This is a genomic window from Corynebacterium sp. 401_CJEI, from assembly GCF_001076435.1.
In the GTDB taxonomy this organism is placed as follows: domain Bacteria; phylum Actinomycetota; class Actinomycetes; order Mycobacteriales; family Mycobacteriaceae; genus Corynebacterium; species Corynebacterium jeikeium_D.
Window position 1 is genome coordinate 83697 of sequence record NZ_JVIP01000041.1, and the last position, 21890, is coordinate 105586.

Genomic DNA, 21890 nt, shown 5'->3' on the forward strand with positions numbered 1-21890 from the left:
GTTAGCTAATCCCCATCCTTTTCAAACCAAGTGTGGCACCCCAAAGTATATGGTCGTGCCAATGCTGCTTCGACGACTTTCCTTGCGGCCACGACCTGAACCGATTGCGGGAGCCGATCGATAACCGCCAACGCCTGCCGCAAGCTCTGCTCATTACGCGTTACACCAGCGCCTTCCTGCATCGCCGTCTGCAACCGGAAAAGCTGCCGTGGTTCCAGTTCTGACCGTGGCTGAGGCAGGCTTTCAACGGCCGCTGCGAATTCCTCGTCCCCGACCGGCACAGCGTGTGTTTCAGCGACTTTTTCGACCACCCGCTTGCCGACGACCAGGCCCTCCAGCAACGAATTGGAGGCCAACCTGTTGGCACCGTGGAGCCCTGTTGCGGAGCATTCGCCGGCCGCATAGAGGCCCGGCACACTAGTTGCACCGAATGGGTCGACGGCAATACCACCACAGGTGTAGTGGACCGCCGGGGCCACGGGAATGAGGTCCTTGGTCGGATCAATCTCCGCTGCGGTCAGGCCCGCTGTGATCGTCGGAAAGCGGGCGGCGAAGTTGTCGATGTGACGTGCGTCGAGGAAGACGTGGTCCTCGCCGAGCTCGCGCATGCGAGTCGCGATGGCGCGCGAGACGATATCGCGCGGAGCCAGGTCCCCGCGAGGGTCAACGCCGGCGGTCACACTGTTGCCCCGGGAGTCGACGAGAATGGCTCCTTCACCACGGACAGCCTCGCTGATGAGATGGCGTCGGCCGGTGCCATCTGATGCCGAGCGCTCGTCATAGAGCACCGTCGGGTGAAACTGGATAAACTCCATGTCCCGAATCTCCGCGCCAGCATCGGAGGCCATGCCGATAGCCTCACCGCGGGCACCCGAGGGGGCCGTGGTCGCGCGGTAAATATGGCCCACGCCGCCGGTAGCCAGCAGAGTGGCGCCTGCTCGAATAGCTCCACCCCCACGGGGATCCGCTACCAGCGCCCCCAGCACGCGGCCGTCTTTGCCAACGATGAGCTGGCGCGCTGTGGCGTTTTGTAGTACTCGCACGCCGGTAACTGAGGCTTCTAGGGCGCGCTCGATTTCAGCACCAGTGGCGTCACCGCCGGCATGAATGATGCGCCGCGCGTGGTGTCCGCCCTCTTTGGTGCGGGAATATACGGCCGGGTTATCCCGCGCCGGGTCGAATGTAGCGCCTAGCCCTATCAGCCACTCGGTCGCCGCAGCGCCAGCACGGATGATAGAAGCCACGGCCCCTTCATCGCAGTGGCCGGCACCGGCATCGAGAGTATCCGCGATGTGGGAATCAGTGGTGTCATCGAACCCATTGGCCACATGGCCGCTGGGGTCGTCGTCAAGCCCGACGACCGCGAGCCCGCCCTGTGCGAGATTCGTGGCCGCATCGGCGAAACGTAGCTGTTTGCGGGCACCGACGCGCCACTCGACGCTGTCGATAACCAGCACGTCGAGGCCGAGCTCAAGGGCCCGACGCGCAGCACTGAGCCCTGCGACTCCCCCGCCGATGACGAGGAAGTCACACGTCAGTGTCCAACTGTCGAATGATGGGCGCAGACCAAACGTGTTACTCGCCTCCGCCTGGGTTACCGATGGCGATCATGCGCTCGACAGAAGCGCGCGCCTTGTCGGCGACATCCGGCTCGACATCGACTTCATCAGTGCCCTCAACGAGGCAGCGCAGCAGAGCCGCCGGAGTGATGAGCTTCATGTACGAGCAGGAAGCGCGGTCGTTGACCGGCTCAAAGTCGACATCCGGTGCGGCCTTGCGCAGCTGGTGGAGCATGCCCACCTCAGTGGCCACGAGCACCTTGCCGTTGGGCTTGTTCTCCTTCAGCTTCTGCGCCTCGGTCAGCATCTCGCCGGTGGAGAGCATCTGCACGCGCTCGGGCTCGATGGTGCCTTCACCTGCGAGGTAAATCGCAGAGTTCGCGCAACCGCACTCCGGGTGAATGAACAGCTGCGAATCGGCGTTCTCTTCCGCGCGGTGCGCGAGTTCCTCACCATTGATGTTGGCGTGGACGTGGCACTCACCAGCCCATACCTTGATGTTGTCGCGGCCGGTCTCACGGCGGACGTGTGCGCCGAGGAACTGATCCGGGTTGAACAGGATCTCCTGGTCTTCCGGGATGGACTTGACCACGTCGACGGCGTTGGAGGAAGTACAGCAGATGTCGGTCAGAGCCTTTACGTCTGCCGTGGTGTTGACGTAGCTGACCACCAGTGCGCCGGGATTCTCAGCCTTCCACTCGGCCAGTTCGTCTGCAGTGATGGAGTCCGCCAGGGAGCAGCCGGCGCGCTCATCCGGGATGAGGACGGTCTTCTCTGGGCTCAGAATTTTGGCGGTTTCCGCCATGAAGTGGACACCACAGAAGACGATGACGTCAGCATCGGTTTCCGCAGCGATGCGGGAAAGTCCGAGGGAGTCGCCGGTGTAATCGGCAATATCCTGAATCTCCGGCAGCTGGTAGTTGTGCGCAAGAATTACGGCATTGCGTTCGCGGGCGAGGCGCCTAATCTCCTGGGCCCAGCGCTCATCTGCAATTACGCCACCGTAGCGGCCATCTTTATCGACTACCGATTCGTACAGATCCGATTCAAGGCGCGGCAGGCTGGAAGCATTGGCCGCAAGGCTGGTATTCACGGAAAACTACGTCCTTACTTCAATGGGCTGTGGCTACGACCGGAAAAAACGCCGTCACCGTTACCGGCAACGGTCCCCGGAGGCATTCGCAGCGGACTCAAACGGGCAAGTGCAAGAGACCTAAGCTCGCCACACAATATCGAAAAAGCCCCTAAATCGGGGCGAATACTGACATCGAAGACGAACCTATTTCCCAAAATTGTAAGGCTTGTATAAGCCTATTTCCCAATAACTACCCCTGTTCAGTAGGAAATAGTGCTTTACGACGGCCCCCGCGCAGAACCTCACTGCCTCACTTAGTGACCGAATCTGCGTCCGCAACATTGTCCGCAGCGCTCTCGTTACCTTCCGTGAAGTCCGTTTGGAACAACACCCGGGACCACAGTGCGAGCATGGCAACCAGTGGCGCGACGAGCAGTGCTACATAGGTTTTGAAGTCTGGAATCACCGAGAACTTATCGCCCGGCTGCATGCCCGCCAGATCCGGCTGGAGCAATGCCGCAACCGACTGACCGACGAGGTACGTCACTGCTGCGCTCATCAACGCGGAGAAACCTGCCCAGCCAATTGCTGTGAGCATCTGCACAGGCGTCGTGATGGCACGGTTTCGGAAGGTAGTAATTCCCAGCACCAGGCCGCTGATGGCAGTGACAGCAACAAACCAGAGCAGCCCAATAAAACCAGCGTCAACGGTTTCCTGAATAATCGCTAGTTGGTTATCCGGGAGCATTTGCACTTGCTGCTTGGGGCGTAAGAATGCCCAGGCCACTCCGGCTATCGTTCCCGTTACAACGGAAAAGAGAACAATACCCGAGGCCATTGCCACGCTCTGCTTTTCAACGTGTGGGACTCGGGTATTTTTCATAGTCATAGTTGACTAACTTACCTCACGGCGCACATCCAGTACTAGCGTGCCCGAATGGCGCACTAGCACAACCAGCGCCTTTTATCGCTGCTCCAACATAACGGAGTCCACTTCGCCGTGGCGCGAGCACTTTGCAGTCCAGCCGTCCGGACGCACCTGCACCACCATCCGGCGCCCACAGAGCTGGCAGAACCGAGGCGCCTCCAGTCCAGCTTTTGCACCATAGGAGCGTTCGCGCACTTCACCAGCTTCGAGGTCGGCGCCGGTAAAAGGATCGAACTTGGGCTCATCTCCCAGCACCATGGCCTGGAGCAGCTCTGTGGAGTCGACTTTCTTACTCCGCGGCGAGCGCGGGCTAGATGTCCGAGGCTTAGACAGTTGCATTGAGAGCCTTAATTGGGAGTCGTACCTTGCCAAGCATGTCTAGATCCTGCTCCGCCGGACGGCCCAGAGTGGTCAGGTAATTACCGACAATGACAGCGTTGATACCGCCGAGCAGCCCCTTTTCTGCGCCCAGGTCTCCCAGGGTGAGCTCACGACCACCAGCAAAACGCAAGATAGTCTTCGGCAGTGCCAAACGGAAGGCACCGATGGCACGCAGTGCATCCTTAGCTGGCATCGGCTCGCGACCGGCGAACGGAGTGCCCGGGCGCGGGTCGAGGAAGTTCATCGGCACCTCGGTCGGGTTGAGCGCCGCCAGGTCCTGAGCAAACTCAGCACGCTGCTCAAGGGTCTCGCCCATACCCAGGATGCCGCCACAGCAGACTTCCATGCCAGCTTCGCCGACCATGCGCAGGGTGTCATGGCGCTCTTCCCAAGTGTGGGTGGTCACGACCTGCGGGAAGTAGCTCTTGGCGGTCTCAAGGTTGTGGTTGTAGCGGTGAATACCAGCCTTGGCCAGGCGATCCACCTGTTCCTGCGTCAGAATGCCCATCGATGCGGCCACATTAATGTCAACCTCTGCCTGAATGGCGGCGACGGCCTGTTCCATCTGGCTGAGCAGTCGCTCATCCGGCCCCTTTACTGCAGCAACGATGCAGAACTCAGTCGCACCAGACTTTGCAGTCTGCTTGGCGGCGTCCACCAGAGCCGGGATATCCAGCCATGCCGAACGTACCGGAGACTCGAACAGACCCGACTGCGAACAGAAGTGGCAATCCTCTGGGCAGCCGCCAGTCTTCAACGAGATAATGCCTTCAACCTCGACCTCTTCGCCGCACCACTTCAAGCGCACCTCATGAGCCAGCGCCAGCAGTTTCTCGATGCTGTCGTCGTCGAGGTTGAGAACCGCCAGGGTCTCCTCGTAGTTCAGCCCCTCTCCGCGGGCGAGCACCTTTTCGCGGGCGAGTTCCAAAATGTCCTGCTGCTGTTGAGTCATGGGGGGTGACGCTCCTTGAGGCTGGGGATAAAACTTGAACACCGTTTCAGAAGTTGTACAGTTATCAAACTTAATACCGCAGCTACAGAATGTCGAACAGGGTTCAATTCCCGTCGTGTCGCGGATTTACGCTCCCCATTTCAGCCTTGAGACATCTTCCAGATGATTCTTCTTTCGTCTACGGTAGGCAGTGTGCAATTGACCAAGGACATCATTGTCGACGCAGCTCTCACCATTCTCAACGAGTACGGACTCGGCGATCTCACGATCCGCCGCCTGACTCGCCACTTGGGTACCGCCGCTGGCGCAATGTACTGGCACTACCCTTCCAAGCAGGCACTGCTGGGCGCCGTCGCTGACCGCATCTTGGCTCCCTGCACAGAGTTTTCCGCCACAGGCGATTGGCGTGCCGACATCGAAGCCGTCGCCGAGCTGCTCTACTCCTGCCTCACCGCTCATCGGGATGGCGCCGAGGTCGTCTCGGCCGCGCTCGCTACGGGCACCGCCACGATTCGCCCCGAACAACTGCTTGCCGACGTCCTGGAGAACGCATCCGAAACCTCCATCAGCACCCCATCAGCGGCTGATACCGCGTCTGTCCTCGTGTACTTCATTCTCGGTGCGACAGTCGACCAGCAGACAGCCATCGCGCTTAATCTAAATGGCGCCAAGGGCGTTTCCGACAATGGTGATGCCAGTGGCGAGAACACCGCCGGTAAGGACGCTGAGGTCGAGATTTCCTCTGAAGATACGGCTACACAGACAAAAGAGCTCGGCCGCCAGCGCATTGCACTGGGAACCGAGCTCTTTATCGCCGGAATTGCGGGGGTTGCGGAGACTAAGGGGATTGCAGGTCAGTAAGCCCCGCTGAAACAATCACGCTCACGGTCAAGCCCCGGCGCTAGAGCACCAGAGCTGCTACCCAACCAGCTGCCAGCAGCGGCAGGTTGAAGTGCAGGAAGGTCGGAATAACCGAATCGCGAATGTGGTCGTGCTGCCCGTCGGCATTGAGACCCATCGTCGGGCCGAGCGTCGAGTCCGATGCCGGCGAACCAGCATCACCTAGAGCACCTGCAGTACCAATGATGGCGACGGTAGCCATCGGCGAGAAGCCCAGCGACAGACACAACGGCACATAGATGATGGCGATAATCGGCAACGTCGAGAAGGACGAACCAATACCCATCGTGACCACCAGACCAACGACCAGCATGGCGAATGCAGCGGCAGGCTTGTTGCCCGCAAACAGCTCTGCAGTAGCGGTCACCAGCGGCTCGATCTGGCCGGACTCCGACATCACCGAGGCGAAGCCCTGTGCAGAAATCATGATGAAACCAATCAGGGCCATCATCTTCATACCGGCGGTGAACACGTCGTCCGCCTCACGCCAGCGCACGGCGCCGGTGAACATGAAGATTGCCAGACCAGTGAGTGCACCAATCAGCAACGGATCGGCATCGGTCTCCATAGAATTCATCACAATCTGGACGACGAAAGTCACCACGATTGCAACGAGAGCAACGATAACTCGGTACTTCGACACCGGTTCGTCAGACTGGGTTTCTGCGTGTGAGGACTGGGCAATCGGCCGATCTTCGTAATGCCGTGGCTTCCGGTAGGAGAAAAATACGGCAATGGCCAGACCGGCCAGCATGCCGAGAGCCGGGATGCCCATCGTCATCATGATGTTGATATTGGAAACATCAAGGCCAGCATTCTCGATGTTCCCCAGCAGGATGTCGTTCAGGAAGATAGAACCGAATCCGACCGGAACCCACATGTAGGTGGTGACCAAACCGAAGGTCATCACACTGGTAATCATTCGACGGTCGATGTTGAGGCGGTTAAATACCGGCAACAGCGGCGGAATAATCAGCGGGATAAACGCAATGTGAACTGGGATGAGGTTCTGCGACATGATCGCCATGGCCAAAATGCCGGCGACCATGCCCCACTTGGTCCATGCCTCTGCCTTAGATTTAGCGCCTTCATCCTCCGTGCCGATCTTGGCAATCAGCCAATCGGCCAGCAGTTTGGGCAGCCCGGAGGATGCCACTGCCATGGCAAAGGCACCCAGCATGGCATAGCTCAGGGCAATCTTCGCACCACCAGAGAGGCCTTCCTGGAAGGCAACCATTGTGGCATCGAGCCCCATACCGGCGGAAAGACCACCGACTAAGGCGCCAATAAACAGCGCTAGCACAACGTGTACCCGGCAGACCGCCAGGATTAGCATCACCAAAACGGCGAGAAGAACGGCATTCATAAGGAAAATATTAAGGCAACCTTAAGTATTTCCAGCAACCGGGGCTAGAAAGATTTCACCCCAAAATCTTTACACCCCGGCTAATGCGGCTAATCAATCGAGACGAGTCCCTGGCCGCCCTGCACTGCGTCGCCGACTTCAACATGAATAGAGCCGACGGTGCCTGCAGCCGGGGCCGTAATCTCGGTTTCCATCTTCATTGCCTCGAGAATGAGCAGCACCTCCCCAGCCTCAATCTTCTGGCCTTCCTCGACCAAAATCTTGCTGACCGAACCTGCCAGTGGCGCCACCACCGAATTGGCGGAGACACCCGAGACACTAGCGGTGGCCGGCTCAACGGAAGCGCTCGACGATCCACCCAACACGATGGGCGAAAGACGCTTGGGCTCCTCAACTACTTCAACGTCGACATCGTAGGCAATGCCGCCGACAGTCACTTTCAATTTCATGGCTCAACAATCCTCACGTAACAAAAGTCAATGAGTCAGACTCAATTAAGTCGGTTATCGAAAATTTCCAACTAACGCAGGTTGTGCTGCTGCTGGATCTGGCGTCCCTGCGCAGCCCACGTCTTATGGCGGTTGTATCGAATTGCCTTCACCTTGCCGCGATTGCCCAGGTACGCAGACACCGCTGCCGAAATGGCGATGACAGTATCCTCGGGGATATCTGCGTCCACGCGTTTGCGCAGTTCAGCCAACTCGCTCTCTGCCTGATTCAGTCGTGCCGTGGCCTTCTGCAAGCTTGTCGAGGTCGCATCCAACCGGTCGGTCAGTTCAGCGACGAGCGCTCGCAGCTCCTTAATCTCACCGATGCCGTCAGACATTACTGTGGCCCCAATCCGTGCTTCTTGGCCGGGCGAACCTCGCGCTTGTTACGCAGAACCGACAGTGCGTCAGCCACACGCAGGCGGGTTTCCGCCGGGTCAATCACGTCGTCGACCAGTCCGCGCGAGGCGGCGACATACGGCGTCGAGAAGCGTGTCTTGTATTCGGCGATACGCTCGTCGCGCACGCGCGCCTGCTCTTCCTCGTCGCCCGCGGCGGCAATTTCCTTTCGGAAGACCACGTTGACCGCACCCTCTGCGCCCATCACCGCAATTTCCGCGGTCGGCCATGCGAATACATAGTCCGCGCCGAGGTCCTTCGAGCACATCGCCAGGTACGCACCGCCGTAGGCCTTACGCATGACGACGGTCACCTTGGGCACAGACGCTGCGGAGTATGCGTAGAGCATCTTTGCGCCGTGGCGGATGATGCCGCCATGCTCCTGGGTGACGCCCGGCATGAAGCCAGGAACGTCAACCAGGGTGACCAGCGGGATGTTAAAGGCATTGCAGAAGCGGATGAACTTTGCGCCCTTGTCCGAGGAATTGATGTCCAGCACACCGGACATCACGTTCGGTTGGTTGGCGACAAAGCCCACGGTACGACCCAAAACTCGACCAAAACCAACGACTAGGTTGGTGGCAAAACCCGCCTGGCACTCGAGGAAGTCGCCATTGTCGGCGATACGGATTATGACCTCGCGGACGTCGTAGCCCTTCTTGCCATCGACGGGGACGATGTCGCGGAGCTCTGGATCCGGCTCGGCGTCGAATACCGGATCCACGATTGGTGGCTCTTCCGTGTTGTTCTGTGGCAGGAAGCTTAAGAGCTTCTGCGCAATCAGGATGGCCTGCTCGTCATCGTCGGCAACGAAGTCAATATTGCCGGCCTTGGCCATGTGCGCATCAGCGCCACCGAGCTGCTCGGAGGTGACTTCCTCGCCGGTCACCGACTTAATAACGCCCGGGCCGGTGATGAACATCTGTGCCTTGCGAGTCTGAATAATGAAGTCGGTCAGCGCTGGCGAGTAGGCAGCGCCTCCAGCACATGGGCCTGCAATGATGGAAATCTGCGGCACCAGACCGGAAAGCCAGACATTGTTGTAGAAGACCTGGCCGTAGCCCGACAGAGAGTCAATCCCCTCTTGAATGCGAGCACCACCGGAGTCGTTGATAAACACGAACGGAGTGCCGTTGTCGGCAGCAGCGCGCATGGTGGCCGCAACCTTGCGGGACTGCGTTTCACCAGCGGAGCCACCCATGACCGTGAAGTCCTGGGAGGCCACGTGCACTGCCCGGCCGAGAACCGCGGCAGTGCCGGTGACCACACCGTCGGCAGGCGCGTCGGCAGTATCCATGCCGAAGTCGGTGGTGCGGTGAGTCATGAACATGCCGGTTTCACGGAAAGTGCCCTCGTCGACGAAGTTGTCGATACGCTCGCGGGCAGTCATCTTCCCACGTTCGTGCTGCTTGGCCTGGCGGGCTTCACCGCCACCGGCCTCAACACGGCGACGCTGAGCATCCAAATAATCCAGGCGCTCCGCCATCGAGGCGTCGACGCCCGGCGCGACGGCATCCGCCGAATTCGGCTGGTTTGCTGAACTTTGCGACATTGCTATCTCTTCTCCCGATGTTCCTAGGCGGGTTCCACCTGGACGGTCTGTGAGCGACCGCCAACGGTGACCTTGTAGCGAATTGGCTCGCGAATGGCATTGGCAGCACCTGAGGCTTGCTCCGCCTCGCGCTTGAGCTGTTCGGCAGTCTTACCGACGTTCTTCGGCCCTTCGCCGCGCGTGGTGAAGAATCCCGGTGCGACGGATGGGAACAGTGCGTTGGTCAGGACGTCCTCGGCGGTGCCGTTGTAACCGTCGAGCTCCTTGGCCTGCTTGACCAGGTCGTCCCACTCTGGTTCGAGGAGATCAGCCGGGCGAACCGTGATTTCTTCCTTCTTGGTCTGTTCCGCTGCCTGCTTAATCAGCTCTGGGTTGCGCTCACCAGGACACTGCCCGTAATAGCCGAGCATGAGGTCGGCGAACTCAGCCGTCATAACCTTGTAGCGTCCCATCAGCACGTTAAACACAGCTTGCGTGCCGACGATCTGCGAGCTCGGAGTCACCAGCGGCGGGTAACCGGCGTCCTTTCGGACAATCGGTACTTCACGCATGACCTCTTCGACGCGGTCACCCGCGCCCTGGGCCTTGAGCTGGTTTTCCATGTTCGACAACATGCCACCAGGAATCTGCGACATGAAAATGTCGGTATTGACCAGGGTTTTCGACTCGAACTCTGCGTACTTCGGACGCACCTTGCGGAAGTGGTCACGAATGGTGATGAGGTTATCCATGTTCAGGTCGGTGGTGTAGTCGGTTCCCTCCAACATTTCCACCAGCGACTCGGTCGGGTTGTGCCCCGGGCCCAGCGACATCGACGAAATTGCCGTGTCCACGACATCCGCACCAGCTTCGATGGCCTTCATCAAAGTCACCATCGTGACACCGGTGGTCGAGTGACAGTGGACGTTAATCTGGGTGTCCTCGCCGTAAGTTTCCTTGATGCCGCGGATGATGTCGTAAGCCGGCTGGGGTTTCAGCAGCGCTGCCATGTCCTTCAACGCAATGGAGTCCGCCCCCATATCCAGTAGACGACCAGCGAGCTTCACGTACCCGTCGACGTCGTGAAGCGGAGACGTCGTATAGCAGATCGTGCCCTGCGCATGCTTGTCGACGTTCTTGACCGCGCGCATGGCGTGCTCGAGATTGCGTGGGTCGTTGAGCGCGTCGAAAACACGGAATACGTCCATACCGTTTTCAGCGGACTTCTCGACGAACTTGTCAACCACCATGTCCTCGTAGTGGCGGTAACCGAGAAGATTCTGGCCGCGCAGCAGCATCTGCAGGCGACTATTCGGCATCAGCTTGCGGAATGTCCGCAGGCGCTCCCAGGGATCTTCATTAAGGAAGCGGATGCAGGCGTCAAAGGTTGCGCCGCCCCAGCACTCCACACTCCAAAAACCGGCCTTGTCCATTTCTTCACAGACATCGACCATGTCTTCCATAGCCATTCGCGTTGCCATGAGGCTCTGATGAGCGTCTCGGAACGCTACTTCCGTTACACCAATGGTTCGTGGACTCATAACTCCAAAAGTAAAGGCCTTTGGGGATCTTCGCGCGTTGGTGACCGCGAATATTGGGGATTCGGCGCCCGCCAAGGTGCGTTTAGAGTGTCAAATTGCCCACTTGCAGGGTTAAATACTTATTTTCACGCGAAGTTTATGCTCTTAATCGTTCGACTCGAATTTTTCCTTGGGGGTCGTTTTTGCGAAGTGCGCTCGACAGATGGGACGGATGGCGCGCCCACACGGGACCGAAAAAGGCTCATGTTTTTTACAAAACGGTTAAGGTAGTCACATGAACCAAGCAAATACAGTCGGCGATTATCAAGTATGGCCGGGTGAGCCTTACCCGCTCGGATCTACCTACGACGGCGCTGGCACCAACTTTGCACTCTTTTCCGACGTTGCGGAAAAGGTTGAGCTTTGTCTGATTAGCGCCGAAGGCGAAGAAACACGCATTGAGTTGGAAGAAGTCGATGCGCATATCTGGCACTGCTACATCCCGTCTATCATGCCGGGCCAGCGCTACGCCTACCGCGTACACGGCCCATTCGATCCGGCCAACGGTAAGCGTTGCGACCCCAACAAGCTGCTGGTCGACCCATACGCCAAGGCTTTCGACGGCGAATTCGACGGTCACCCATCACTGTTCAACTATGACATTCATGACCACTCGAAGCGCAACACCGAGGACAGCCTGGGACACACCATGACCTCCGTGGTCATCAACCCATTCTTCGACTGGGGCGCTGACCGCGCACCTCGCACGCCGTACAACGAGACCGTGATTTACGAAGCCCACGTCAAGGGCATGACCATGACGCACCCGGATATCCCGGAGGAGCTACGTGGTACCTATGCCGGTCTCGCGCATCCGGCGATTATTGACTACCTCAAGGACCTTGGTGTCACGGCTATCGAACTGATGCCGGTCCACCAGTTCCTCCAGGACGACCACCTGCGCGAAAAGGGGCTGCGCAACTACTGGGGCTACAACACCTTCGGTTTCCTAGCACCACATCAGGACTACTCGGCTTCCCAAAAGCCAGGCGGAGCAGTCAGCGAGTTCAAGGGCATGGTGCGCGCATTTCACGATGCCGGCATTGAGGTCATCCTCGACGTGGTCTACAACCACACCGCCGAGGGCAACCACATGGGCCCAACCATCTGCTTCCGAGGCATCGACAACGAGGCCTACTACCGCCTGGTCGAAGGCGATCGCCAGCACTACATGGACTACACCGGCACCGGTAACTCCCTGAATGTGCGCCACCCACACTCGCTGCAGCTGATTATGGATTCGCTGCGCTACTGGGTCTCCGAGATGCATGTCGACGGCTTCCGCTTCGATTTGGCATCCACCCTGGCTCGAGAATTCCACGATGTGGATCGCCTCTCCGCCTTCTTTGACTTGGTGCAGCAGGATCCGATTGTCAGCCAGGTCAAGCTCATCGCAGAACCGTGGGATGTCGGCGAAGGTGGCTACCAGGTCGGTAACTTCCCACCGCAGTGGACTGAATGGAACGGTAAGTACCGCGACACCATCCGCGACTTCTGGCGCGGTGAGCCATCCACGCTCGGCGAGTTCGCTTCACGTATCACCGGCTCCTCGGACCTGTATGCAAACAATGACCGCCGCCCAACTGCGTCGATTAACTTCGTGACCGCGCATGACGGTTTCACCCTCAACGACTTGGTCAGCTACAACGAGAAGCACAATATGGCCAACGGCGAGGACAACCGCGATGGCGAGTCCCACAACCGTTCGTGGAACTGCGGTGTGGAAGGCCCGACCGACGACGAGCGCATCATTTCGCTGCGCGCCCGCCAGCGTCGTAACTTCCTGACCACTCTCCTGCTGTCCCAGGGCACTCCGATGATTAGCCACGGTGACGAAATGGGACGTGGCCAGAAGGGCAACAACAACGTCTACTGCCAGGACAACCGTTTGGCCTGGGTCGACTGGAATCAGACGCGTACCAACTCTGAACTGGTCGAATACACCCAGTTCCTGACTGAGCTGCGTGCGGAACACCCAGTCTTCCGACGCCGCCGCTTCCTGCGCGGTGGCCCGCTCGGTGCGGAAACCGACGATCGTGACATTGCCTGGCTGACCTATGAGGGTCGCGTCATGACTACCGATGACTGGAACTTCGACTTCGGCAAGTCGTTGATGGTCTGGCTCAACGGTGATGCCATCACCGAGCCTGACCGCCGAGGTCACAGGATTGAAGATGACTCCTTCCTGTTGTGCTTCAACGCTCACCACGAGGACATCATGTTCCAAATTCCGGGCACCGAATACGCACACAGCTGGGAAGTCATCATCGACACCACAGAGATCACGGGTCGCCCGACCCGCGAGCGCATCGTTGAGCCAGAAGGCGAGCTCCGCGTGCCAGCCCGTTCTACCATCGTGCTGATCGAGCGGCACTAGCCGCGTCCGCGTTGGGTGTAGGGGCCTGGGCCTGGGTTGGAGCTGGGTTGGCTTCTGCACCGGGGCCTGGGGTTGGTTCCTACACAAAAATCCCCTGTCGGCGGAAGACTTTTCTTCCACCGACAGGGGATTTTCGGCTCTGAGTTCAACTCAAAACAGGGTTTGGGTCAACACAGCACTGCGGGAGCCGAGCTGGCGTGAAGTCTTCTTACGCAGATGCGCGCATATTGAACTCCGCCTGAGAGTTCAACCAGTACTCCGGCTCGGTGTCAAAGTAGTCGGACAGTCGATTTGCGAGGTCAGTAGTGACCGCAGTGCGGCCGGTGCGAAAGCGCTCCAGAGTTGAGCTTGGCACGCCGATGGCAAGAGCCAGTCGGTAGATAGAGAGGTGTCGCGGCTCGAGGAAATTATCGTTCAAGATAGAACCAGGGTGCACAGGATGCGTGCTCAAAATGTTTACTCCTTATTTCATCGCTTCACTGGCATACGTTGTTTCCGCTTTGCCTTTCGCTTGAGCTCGAAAGCTCGAACGACCAGTTACCGCCGTTCGTCGAAAAGTATAAGGAGCGCCCGCTCAAAATGCATCCGGACATTTAACCCCCCAAAACATGTGGTTTTCAGGGGTACAGACACCCCCACTGTCCGAACGCTCCATAAATATTCCTATTTTTGTGGGCATTTCCACATTCTCGGAAGCCACATGTACTCGGCGCGAGCCGCAGGTACCGCAGCCTCTATGGGGCTCAATCCGCCATCGGCGCTACCATCTAGTGCATGACTACGACCACGCCATCCTCCGAGCCCGCCGTCGTCTTCGAGCTCACCGGCGACACGGTGACTATTACCGCAGATGGGCTCCGCCTTACCCACACCATCAACACGGCTAGCACCGCCCCCGCGAAGCCCCTCCCGCTTGCCGACGTTGCGGAGGTCGCATCGGCAAGTAAAAACGGTGTCTACACTCCGGCCAACCGCTTCTTCCCCGGCACGGTAGACCTCGGGGTAGCTTTGCCAAAGGCCCGTGTGATGTCTCATCGTCAGGCAGCAGCGCAGTTGCTGGCAGACCTCATCGCGGAGATGGCCAAGAGTCCGGAGTTCTACAACTCAGCAGATGCTTTTACTTCCACGTTGATGCCGTGGGTGGCACAGCGCGCGGCAGTCACCGAAGGCGTGAGTGTGGTTGAGGGCGCGGGCGACGTCGTAAAGCAGTCTGTGCCTTTTGCACCGCTTCCTACGGGGGATGAGGTTGCGGCGTCGGACATCGCACCGTTTGCGGCGTTCGATGTAGAGACAGCGAACGAAGACACCGGCTCGATTATTCAGCTTGGCGTTGCGGTCGTGCGTGGCGGGAAGGTGACGGAGCGTTATTCCTGGATGTGCCGTCCGCCAAAGGGGCTGGAGTATTTTGATGAAGCCAATGTCGCGATTCATGGCATCACGGCGGCGGATGTGGCCGGTGAGCCGTCATTTCCGGAGCAGCTGGCGAAGTTTGTTGACGTCGTTGGGGATTTGGACGTAGTTGCTCACAATGCGCGGTTTGATTTCACAGCCCTGTCGCGGGCGTGCCGGGCGGAAGGCATTCCAGCACCGAAGTTGAATTTTGCGTGTACTTATATGTGGGCTCGGCAGATGCAGTTGGGGCTGCCCAATTTGAAGCTGCCGACATTGGCGGAGGCCGCGGGGGCGTCGCTGGAGAATCATCATGATGCGACGGCAGATGCGGTCGCATGTGCTGAGGTAGCGCTGTGGTTGATGGAGCAGCAGCGCGCAACATCGGTGGCTGATTTGAGCCAGAAGGTCTCGCTGAGCTTGGGCCAGATTGGCAGTGGACGAGTGCGGATGGTGCGCTATGACCCGGCTGGTGTCGCCAGCACTGGCGCCGGGACCAACGCGGGAACTGGTACTGGTGCTGGTGCGCAGTCCGGCAGTTCCGCGCCGTCACGTCGGCCGCGTCGCAATGCGAAGTGGGATGCGGCCAAGACACCGGACACCATTCCAGACCCGAATCCGGACGCGGATCCAAGCGGCCTGCTGTACCAGCAGCGGGTGACGCTGACCGGCGATTTTGCCCCGTATGACAAGGGCTTTCTGTGGGATAAGATCGCCTTTGCAGGTGCGAATATCAATAAGGGTGTCACGAAGAAGACGACAATTTTGGTCGCCGGTCCGTGGGATTCGGTGACGTCGAAGGAGAAGAGGGCTCGACAGCTGCAGGCCGAAGGCCAGGAAATCCAGATTTGGACTGAGAAGGAGCTCTTCACCGCACTCGGGCTGAATCCGGAAGAGGATGGCGCGTCCGAAGCAGGAGACACTGCGGAAGGGACACCTAGCGCCAGCGCCGGAAACAACTCCAGTGAGTCGGTTCCGTTGTTCGGTTCTACTTCCCTGCCCGGCGATGACGGAATGCCACCCTTCTAGGCCACGTTCACGAGAAGAAATTCGCATTCGGACGGCAGGCGCAGACTCTGGGGCTAGCTGCTGCCACAGCGGTCAGGCAGCAGCTTTTCCTGGTGGGCGGTATAAAGGGGAACATGAGTCGCCGACCAATTACGTCCACCTACCGTCTCCAACTCCGTGGCCCCAAGGCCGACCCAAACGGGCGCGCTTTCACGTTCGCTGACGCGGCTGAACAGGTCGGCTACTTGGCAGACCTCGGAATTTCACACCTGTATCTGTCGCCTATCCTCACCGCCGTACCGGAGTCTAACCATGGCTACGATGTCATCGATCCGACGACGGTGAACCCGGAGCTCGGCGGCATGGAAGAGCTGCAGAAGCTCGCGCAGGTGGCGCACAAGGCCGGTCTGGGCATCATTATCGACCTGGTACCGAACCACCTCGGTGTTGAGGAGCCCAAGCTCAATGCCTGGTGGTGGGACGTTCTGACCTATGGCAAGGATTCTCAGTTCGAGCCATACTTCGATATCGACTGGCACGAGGACAACGGTGCCAACGGCAAGATGGGGTTGCCGATTCTGGGCTCCCCGGAGGATATCGACAAGCTGGAGCTCGACACGTCTGGTGACGAGCCACTTCTGCGTTACTACGACAACACATTCCCGGTGCGCCCCGGCACCGAGGACGGAACCCCGCAGGAAGTACATGATCGCCAGGCCTATCGCCTGATGTACTGGAAGGACGGGGTCATTGGCTACCGTCGATTCTTCAGCGTCAACGGTCTGGCCGGCATCCGCCAGGAAAACCCGGTGGTATTCGAGCACACACACCGCATCATCCGCGAGCTGCTGGCAGCGGACATCATTGACGGTGTCCGCATTGACCACCCGGATGGCCTCAGCAACCCATTCGGATACCTCAGTGAGCTGCGCCGTCTACTCGGCGATGACAAGTGGCTGGTTATCGAGAAGATTCTGGGTGCCGAAGAGCCACTGGATCCGAGGCTCCAGGTTGACGGCACCACGGGTTACGATGCCCTGCGTGAGTTCGACAATGTCTTCGTCAACCGCGACTCCCGAGACGCCATGAGTATGTTGGCTCTGCAGCAGTCGGGCTCAACCTGGGACAAAACTGCCGTGCAGGCAACTGCGCAGGCCCTCAAGCACGATGTCGCGGCTCACGAGCTGGCTGCGGAGGTCCGTCGTCTAGCACGTGCTCTGCGCCGCGATAACTGGTCTATCAGCGGTACCAGCGTCAGCGATGAGGTACTTATCGACACCATCTGCAAGCTGGTCGCTGCCATGCCTGTCTACCGTTCGGACTATGTCTCCCTGTCACGAGTGGCTTCCACGGTCATTGGTGAAATGGCAGCGCGTTTCCCCTCGCGTGTCTTTGCTCTCGACCTCATTTCGGCAGGTTTGGTAGCCGGTGGTGAGGCCGCCACGCGGTTCGCGCAGGTCTGTGGTGCGGTCATGGCAAAGGGTGTCGAAGACACCACCTTCTACCGCGCCTGCCGCCTGATCAGCCTGAACGAAGTCGGCGGTGATCTCGGTCGCTACGGCATGTCGGCGGCGGAGTTCCACCTGTTGCAGTCGGAACGTGCTCGCCTCTGGCCACGAACCATGACCACGCTGTCCACGCACGACACCAAGCGCGGCGAAGATGTCCGAGCCCGCATTCTCCAGCTCTCCGATGTCTCCGGCGACTGGGCTGAAAATGTTCGCAACTGGATGGCCATCACCCCCGCCCCGGACGATGCCACCGGCTACTTCCTGCTGCAGAACATCATCGGAGTCTGGCCGACCGACGGCGTAATTACCGATGAACTGCGCGAACGCCTCCACGACTACGCCATCAAGGCTATCCGCGAGGCAGATGTGCACACCTCCTGGACGGAGCCGGTCGAGGAGTTCGAACTCGGCATCCGCAGCTGGATTGACGCGCTTCTCGACGGCCCCCTGACCGACTCCATCACAGAGTTCGTCCGCTCCATTGCGCCCGCTGCCCTGACCACGTCTCTGTCGCGCAAGCTCCTCCAGCTTGTCGGCCCCGGCATCCCCGATACCTACCAGGGGACGGAGTTCACCGAGGACTCCCTGGTTGATCCCGACAACCGCCGCTTCGTCGACTATGATGCGCGCGTCGCGGCGCTGGATAAGGTTGCCCGCGATGAGGTCACGTCGGTGACTAAGAGTCCAGAGCACCCAGCTGAGCTGCCGGAGGACTTTACGGATGCCGATGCGGACGTCGCAAAGCTGATGGTGACTCACCACGGCGTGAAGCTGCGTGCGGAACGCCCGGAGTCCTTCGTTGGCGGTGCCTACCAGCCAGTATTCGCCGTTGGTGTGGGCGAGCGTCATCTGGTCGGCGCGGCGCGTGGACCGAAGGGCGAGCCCGAAGATGTTATCGCGCTGGTGACGCGCCGTCCGCTGGGACTGCAGCGCGAAGGCGGTTGGGGCGACACTACAGTGACACTTCCCAAGGGATTTTGGACCGACCGTTTCACCGGCCATACCTGGTCGGGCACCATCGCCGTGGCTTCTCTGTTCAGCTCCTTCCCAGTAGCACTGCTGGTACGCGAGGACGATGACGACTAATCGAATGAAGGATTCGCTTGCCGACGGTTCCCGCGATCAGACCCGCAAGGCTCAGTTGGCGGAGGATCGAGAGGTTACACGTGCGCTGCAGTCGAAGTACGACTCGTGGGCAACTCGGCACCCCACCGCCGCGCAGGACTTTGTCGATGCGATTAAAGAGATTCTCTCCGATGCCGGTTTGGCGTTTGACAATGTCACGGCGCGGGTGAAGTCTTTCCGCTCATTGCGGCAGAAGGCCCTGCGTCGTGAAGCGGATGGCAGCTACGTCTACCCTGACCCGTGGCACGGTATCCACGACATCATCGGTGTGCGTGTAACCACGTACCATTCGACGGAGATTCCCGCGATTATGGATGCGCTGGGAGATTCGCTGACTGTGCTGCGTAGGATTGACAAAACCGCGGAGACACGAATCAGCGGCCGGTTGGGATACGGCTCCCAGCACTTGATCTGCAAGGTGTCGACGGCGGCGCCGTCAGAGCTAGCTCCATATGCGGATATGCAGTTTGAGGTGCAACTGCGCACTGTGCTGCAGCATGCGTGGGCGGAATTTGAGCACGATATTCGCTATAAGGCCCCTGAGGGAGCGACAGACCCGCGGATTGATCGAGCTTTTGCGCTGGCCGCTGGCCTTATTGAGCTCGCGGATCAGCAGTTCGACCAAGTCGTTGCCGTGCTGGAGGAATCCACGCCGGACGATTCCGCGCAGGGAGAGGGCAAACAGCCCTCAGCTCCGGCAAAGACCACAGCCGATGACATTGTGGTGACTGAGGAAACCCTACCCGGCGTGCTGACGATGCTGCTTCCCGATGCGCCCCGATCGAAATCAGAACATTACGGCTGGGCAGAAGAACTGCTGGAACGCAATGGCATCCGCACTGTCGGGCAGCTGCGAGAGCTACTTAATCCGCAGCGCCTCAGCGCCGTAAGCAAGGCCATGAAGTACCGCTTTAACCCAGGCCATGTGCGTGTTATTGATGACCTACTACTAGCGGCTCGCGGTGAAAAGCACATCAAGGCCACTGCGGATACCAGCCATAACCCGAAGCGTCGACCAGCCCGTTTGCGCGCACGGTTGCAGCAACTAGCGGAGGCCGGGATGCCTATGAGCGACGTCCCCGAAGACGATCGAGCTGACGGCGATCGCGCTTCGTAGGCCGCCCGGCACCGCGGTCGCGCGTCGGCATCGATGCGAGAATCTCCCTCGGGGGCGGTGGCGGAGAGTGGTCGATATAGCACTGCCTGGCCACCGGAGCTCCGACCCGCTTCTTCACCGTCTTGGTGACCTCAACAATGTGTTCGCGGTGGTTTGCCCACAGTCGCACTCTGTCCCCTGGGACGACTAGAACTGAGGGTTTCACGGCTTCGCCGTTGACTTTGACGTGGCCGCCACGGCACGCATCTGCGGCCAATGAGCGAGTTTTCAGCAACCTGACCGCCCAAATCCAGGCATCAATACGCACTGGCTCGGTAGACAATTGCTGCTGAGCAGGCATTTACTGCGGATCCTTGTAGTTCACAATCCGCTGAACCTTTTGCCAATTGAGAAAACCACCGACCAGGCCGACTACTGCCAGGATGAGGAATAGAGACATGCTTCCGGCTAGAAGTCCGAGCACTGCACCGCCGACGACACCACTGCCTGCCCATACAACGGCATTGCGGGAGTACTTTCGCACCGCGTTCTGGTCGCCCTGACGCATCGCATAGGTCGATAGGGCGTACAATTCGGGAAAAATTTCTACAGCTATAGCAAACCTGCTAGATATTCCTATTTGGGTAGGTAATTAACACAATGGCGTAGGTTGATTGCTAGTGTTAGTCCTATGACAGAAACTGTCCGCCCCCGCCACCGCATGGTCGACCGCGTTGCGGCGATCCTCGAACTCGTTGCGCGCTCTAACGAAGGTCTAACCCTCACTGACATCGCCCACACGCTGAACTATCCGCTCAGTACCACGCAGGGCCTTGTCAACGGTCTGACTGTGACAGGTTACCTTGACGAGTCCAACAAGCGTTACACGCTCGGCATGGCGCCGTTTCTGCTCAATGTCATGGCCGGTCGTCGCATGGTCAACGTTCCGACGGCTGAGCTCGAGGCGATTCACAACGAAACTGGCTTGATTACCGTGCTGGCACTGCCGGTTGGTGGCAAGCTTTTCTACCTCAAAACCGTCGGTGAATCCATGCGCTACCAGTACCTGACGGAGAACTTCCTGCCGCGCTCGCTGTTGCGCACCTCTGCAGGTTGGGTTTTGATGAGTCGGTTTGAAAAGCGCGAACTGTGGTCCTACCTGAACTCCGCGCGGCCGGAAGACCAGGTCTATGTGGATGATTTCCTCCGCCAGGCCGGGGAAATCGCAGAGACCGGCGTCTGTGCTGCCCCGGGTATTGCCGAAGGCGGTGGCGTTGACGGTGTCTCTATCGCAGTGGAGGAAGACGGTGCTACTGTCGCGGCAGTCTGCGTCTTCGGTCGGCCAGAAAAGATTGCGGAAAATAAGGACGAGCTGGTGGAAATTCTCAAGCGCCATCGCGGCGCACACAACGGCGAGGAATCCCCGAACCAGGGTTAGTGGCTGTTAAGCGCGCAGCTCCCACCAGATTTCGCCACCGTCCGTAGACGGCTCGCTAGCTCCCTTAGTCAGCGCCTGCATTTCGCCGTCAAGCTGGGCAATCCCATCGGCAGTCACCGCGATGGAAAACTCCACGTTCTGGCCCCACCGCGTTTCCACGATCTCATAACCACGAGCACGCAATTCCGCTTCGATGCGACCGGCATCTGCGGCGGAGACACTCACTACCCTCAAGGCTCTTTGCACGCGCCGCATGCGCGTGACTTTTTCTAGACACTCTAAGACCGAATCCGAATAGGCCCTCACAAGCCCACCCGTGCCCAATTTGATGCCGCCAAAATAGCGGATCACTACGGCGGTGACATTCGTCATTCCAGAGCCCTGGAGCACATCGAGCATCGGGCGCCCTGCCGTGCCACCAGGTTCACCGTCATCTGAAGATCGCTCCACCCGATTCCCTCCGACGACCTCATGAATGTATGCGCTGCAGTGGTGACGAGCATCCGGGTACTCCGCCTTGGCCAAATTGATGACCTCTCGGGCGCTGTCTTCGTCGTCGGCACGCGCGATCCACGTAATGAAGCGAGATTTCTTAATCTCGATTTCATTCGTGACGATGTCACCGCCGGCGGGGACAATCAGCTCGATGTCACGCTGATTCTGCGTCGCTTCGGTCGAAGTGGATGGCTCGGTGGTCATAGTGTCCATTGTTGCCTATGGGCTTAGTGCACACCCAATCACCGCCGCTCGGTACTTTTCTCGACCTCACCTTTGACTCCCCTCGAAT

At 59.2% G+C, this 21890-nt stretch carries 20 protein-coding genes; 6 read left to right on the top strand and 14 right to left on the bottom strand.

Annotated features, from left to right (window positions below; genetic code table 11):
• Positions 1 to 5: 5 nt before the first annotated feature.
• The 5 genes from nadB to bioB all read right to left on the bottom strand — a co-directional run bounded on the left by nadB (position 6) and on the right by bioB (position 4895).
• Positions 6 to 1565, bottom strand: coding sequence for an L-aspartate oxidase (gene nadB / locus ADM64_RS09245; protein WP_049170299.1), 1560 nt, complete (start codon positions 1563 to 1565; stop codon positions 6 to 8).
• Between the two features lie 10 nt (positions 1566 to 1575).
• Positions 1576 to 2652 (bottom strand): quinolinate synthase NadA, encoded by a 1077-nt coding sequence (nadA, locus tag ADM64_RS09250; RefSeq protein ID WP_049193980.1) that lies wholly within the window; start codon positions 2650 to 2652, stop codon positions 1576 to 1578.
• A 292-nt stretch (positions 2653 to 2944) separates the two neighbouring features.
• Positions 2945 to 3523: a hypothetical protein gene (locus ADM64_RS09255; protein WP_049193981.1), complete on the bottom strand. Its 579-nt coding sequence runs from the start codon at positions 3521 to 3523 to the stop codon at positions 2945 to 2947.
• A 75-nt stretch (positions 3524 to 3598) separates the two neighbouring features.
• The gene (locus ADM64_RS09260; protein WP_016422960.1) at positions 3599 to 3901 is read right to left on the bottom strand and encodes a hypothetical protein; all 303 of its coding nucleotides are present in this window, start codon (positions 3899 to 3901) and stop codon (positions 3599 to 3601) included.
• Positions 3888 to 4895 (bottom strand): biotin synthase BioB, encoded by a 1008-nt coding sequence (gene bioB / locus ADM64_RS09265; protein ID WP_049193982.1) that lies wholly within the window; start codon positions 4893 to 4895, stop codon positions 3888 to 3890. The genes ADM64_RS09260 and bioB overlap by 14 nt, the downstream gene beginning before the upstream one ends.
• Positions 4896 to 5087: 192 nt before the next feature.
• On the opposite strand from bioB, the gene ADM64_RS09270 reads away from it, so the two are divergent.
• Positions 5088 to 5756: a TetR family transcriptional regulator gene (locus ADM64_RS09270; protein ID WP_224783712.1), complete on the top strand. Its 669-nt coding sequence runs from the start codon at positions 5088 to 5090 to the stop codon at positions 5754 to 5756.
• 40 nt (positions 5757 to 5796) lie between these two features.
• Here ADM64_RS09270 and ADM64_RS09275 read toward each other — a convergent pair whose 3' ends face one another.
• From ADM64_RS09275 to ADM64_RS09295, 5 genes are all read right to left on the bottom strand, one after another.
• Positions 5797 to 7161: a Na+/H+ antiporter family protein gene (locus tag ADM64_RS09275; protein ID WP_049193985.1), complete on the bottom strand. Its 1365-nt coding sequence runs from the start codon at positions 7159 to 7161 to the stop codon at positions 5797 to 5799.
• Between the two features lie 89 nt (positions 7162 to 7250).
• A complete protein-coding gene (locus ADM64_RS09280; RefSeq protein ID WP_016422964.1) occupies positions 7251 to 7610 on the bottom strand; it encodes a biotin/lipoyl-containing protein in 360 nt (119 codons plus the stop codon).
• Positions 7611 to 7681: 71 nt separating this feature from the next.
• Complete coding sequence (locus ADM64_RS09285) at positions 7682 to 7987, bottom strand: hypothetical protein (RefSeq protein WP_048734709.1); 306 nt, start codon at positions 7985 to 7987, stop codon at positions 7682 to 7684.
• Positions 7987 to 9600: an acyl-CoA carboxylase subunit beta gene (locus ADM64_RS09290; RefSeq protein WP_049193986.1), complete on the bottom strand. Its 1614-nt coding sequence runs from the start codon at positions 9598 to 9600 to the stop codon at positions 7987 to 7989. Before ADM64_RS09290 ends, ADM64_RS09285 begins: the two co-directional genes overlap by 1 nt.
• 23 nt (positions 9601 to 9623) lie before the next feature.
• Positions 9624 to 11120, bottom strand: a complete 1497-nt coding sequence (locus ADM64_RS09295) for a methylmalonyl-CoA carboxytransferase subunit 5S (RefSeq protein ID WP_049170291.1) — start codon at positions 11118 to 11120, stop codon at positions 9624 to 9626.
• A gap of 274 nt (positions 11121 to 11394) precedes the next feature.
• Here ADM64_RS09295 and glgX point away from each other — a divergent pair, with 274 nt between their 5' ends.
• Positions 11395 to 13536: a glycogen debranching protein GlgX gene (glgX, locus tag ADM64_RS09300; RefSeq protein ID WP_049193987.1), complete on the top strand. Its 2142-nt coding sequence runs from the start codon at positions 11395 to 11397 to the stop codon at positions 13534 to 13536.
• Between the two features lie 208 nt (positions 13537 to 13744).
• Here the strand turns inward: glgX and ADM64_RS09305 are convergent, their stop codons facing one another.
• Positions 13745 to 13987 (bottom strand): HigA family addiction module antitoxin, encoded by a 243-nt coding sequence (locus tag ADM64_RS09305; RefSeq protein WP_005510305.1) that lies wholly within the window; start codon positions 13985 to 13987, stop codon positions 13745 to 13747.
• A 323-nt stretch (positions 13988 to 14310) separates the two neighbouring features.
• On the opposite strand from ADM64_RS09305, the gene ADM64_RS09310 reads away from it, so the two are divergent.
• The 3 genes from ADM64_RS09310 to ADM64_RS09320 all read left to right on the top strand — a co-directional run bounded on the left by ADM64_RS09310 (position 14311) and on the right by ADM64_RS09320 (position 19686).
• On the top strand, positions 14311 to 15954 hold the full coding sequence (locus ADM64_RS09310) for an exonuclease domain-containing protein (protein ID WP_049193988.1): 1644 nt from the start codon (positions 14311 to 14313) through the stop codon (positions 15952 to 15954).
• A 113-nt stretch (positions 15955 to 16067) separates the two neighbouring features.
• A complete protein-coding gene (gene treY / locus ADM64_RS09315) occupies positions 16068 to 18530 on the top strand; it encodes a malto-oligosyltrehalose synthase (protein ID WP_016422970.1) in 2463 nt (820 codons plus the stop codon).
• Entirely contained in the window at positions 18520 to 19686 is a 1167-nt protein-coding gene (locus ADM64_RS09320) for a GTP pyrophosphokinase (RefSeq protein WP_049193989.1), read from the top strand. Before treY ends, ADM64_RS09320 begins: the two co-directional genes overlap by 11 nt.
• Here the strand turns inward: ADM64_RS09320 and ADM64_RS10845 are convergent.
• Together ADM64_RS10845 and ADM64_RS09325 are read right to left on the bottom strand one after the other, a co-directional pair.
• Positions 19634 to 20026, bottom strand: coding sequence for an RNA-binding S4 domain-containing protein (locus ADM64_RS10845; protein WP_080969602.1), 393 nt, complete (start codon positions 20024 to 20026; stop codon positions 19634 to 19636). The genes ADM64_RS09320 and ADM64_RS10845 overlap by 53 nt on opposite strands.
• Positions 20027 to 20233 (bottom strand): hypothetical protein, encoded by a 207-nt coding sequence (locus tag ADM64_RS09325; protein WP_049193990.1) that lies wholly within the window; start codon positions 20231 to 20233, stop codon positions 20027 to 20029.
• Between the two features lie 123 nt (positions 20234 to 20356).
• Between ADM64_RS09325 and ADM64_RS09330 the strand changes: the two genes are divergently transcribed.
• Positions 20357 to 21103 carry a helix-turn-helix domain-containing protein gene (locus tag ADM64_RS09330; protein ID WP_016422973.1) on the top strand — a complete coding sequence of 249 codons (747 nt, stop codon included), beginning with the start codon at positions 20357 to 20359 and terminating at the stop codon, positions 21101 to 21103.
• Positions 21104 to 21109: 6 nt separating this feature from the next.
• Here ADM64_RS09330 and ADM64_RS09335 read toward each other — a convergent pair whose 3' ends face one another.
• Complete coding sequence (locus tag ADM64_RS09335) at positions 21110 to 21811, bottom strand: YigZ family protein (RefSeq protein WP_193390817.1); 702 nt, start codon at positions 21809 to 21811, stop codon at positions 21110 to 21112.
• Positions 21812 to 21890: the final 79 nt, after the last annotated feature.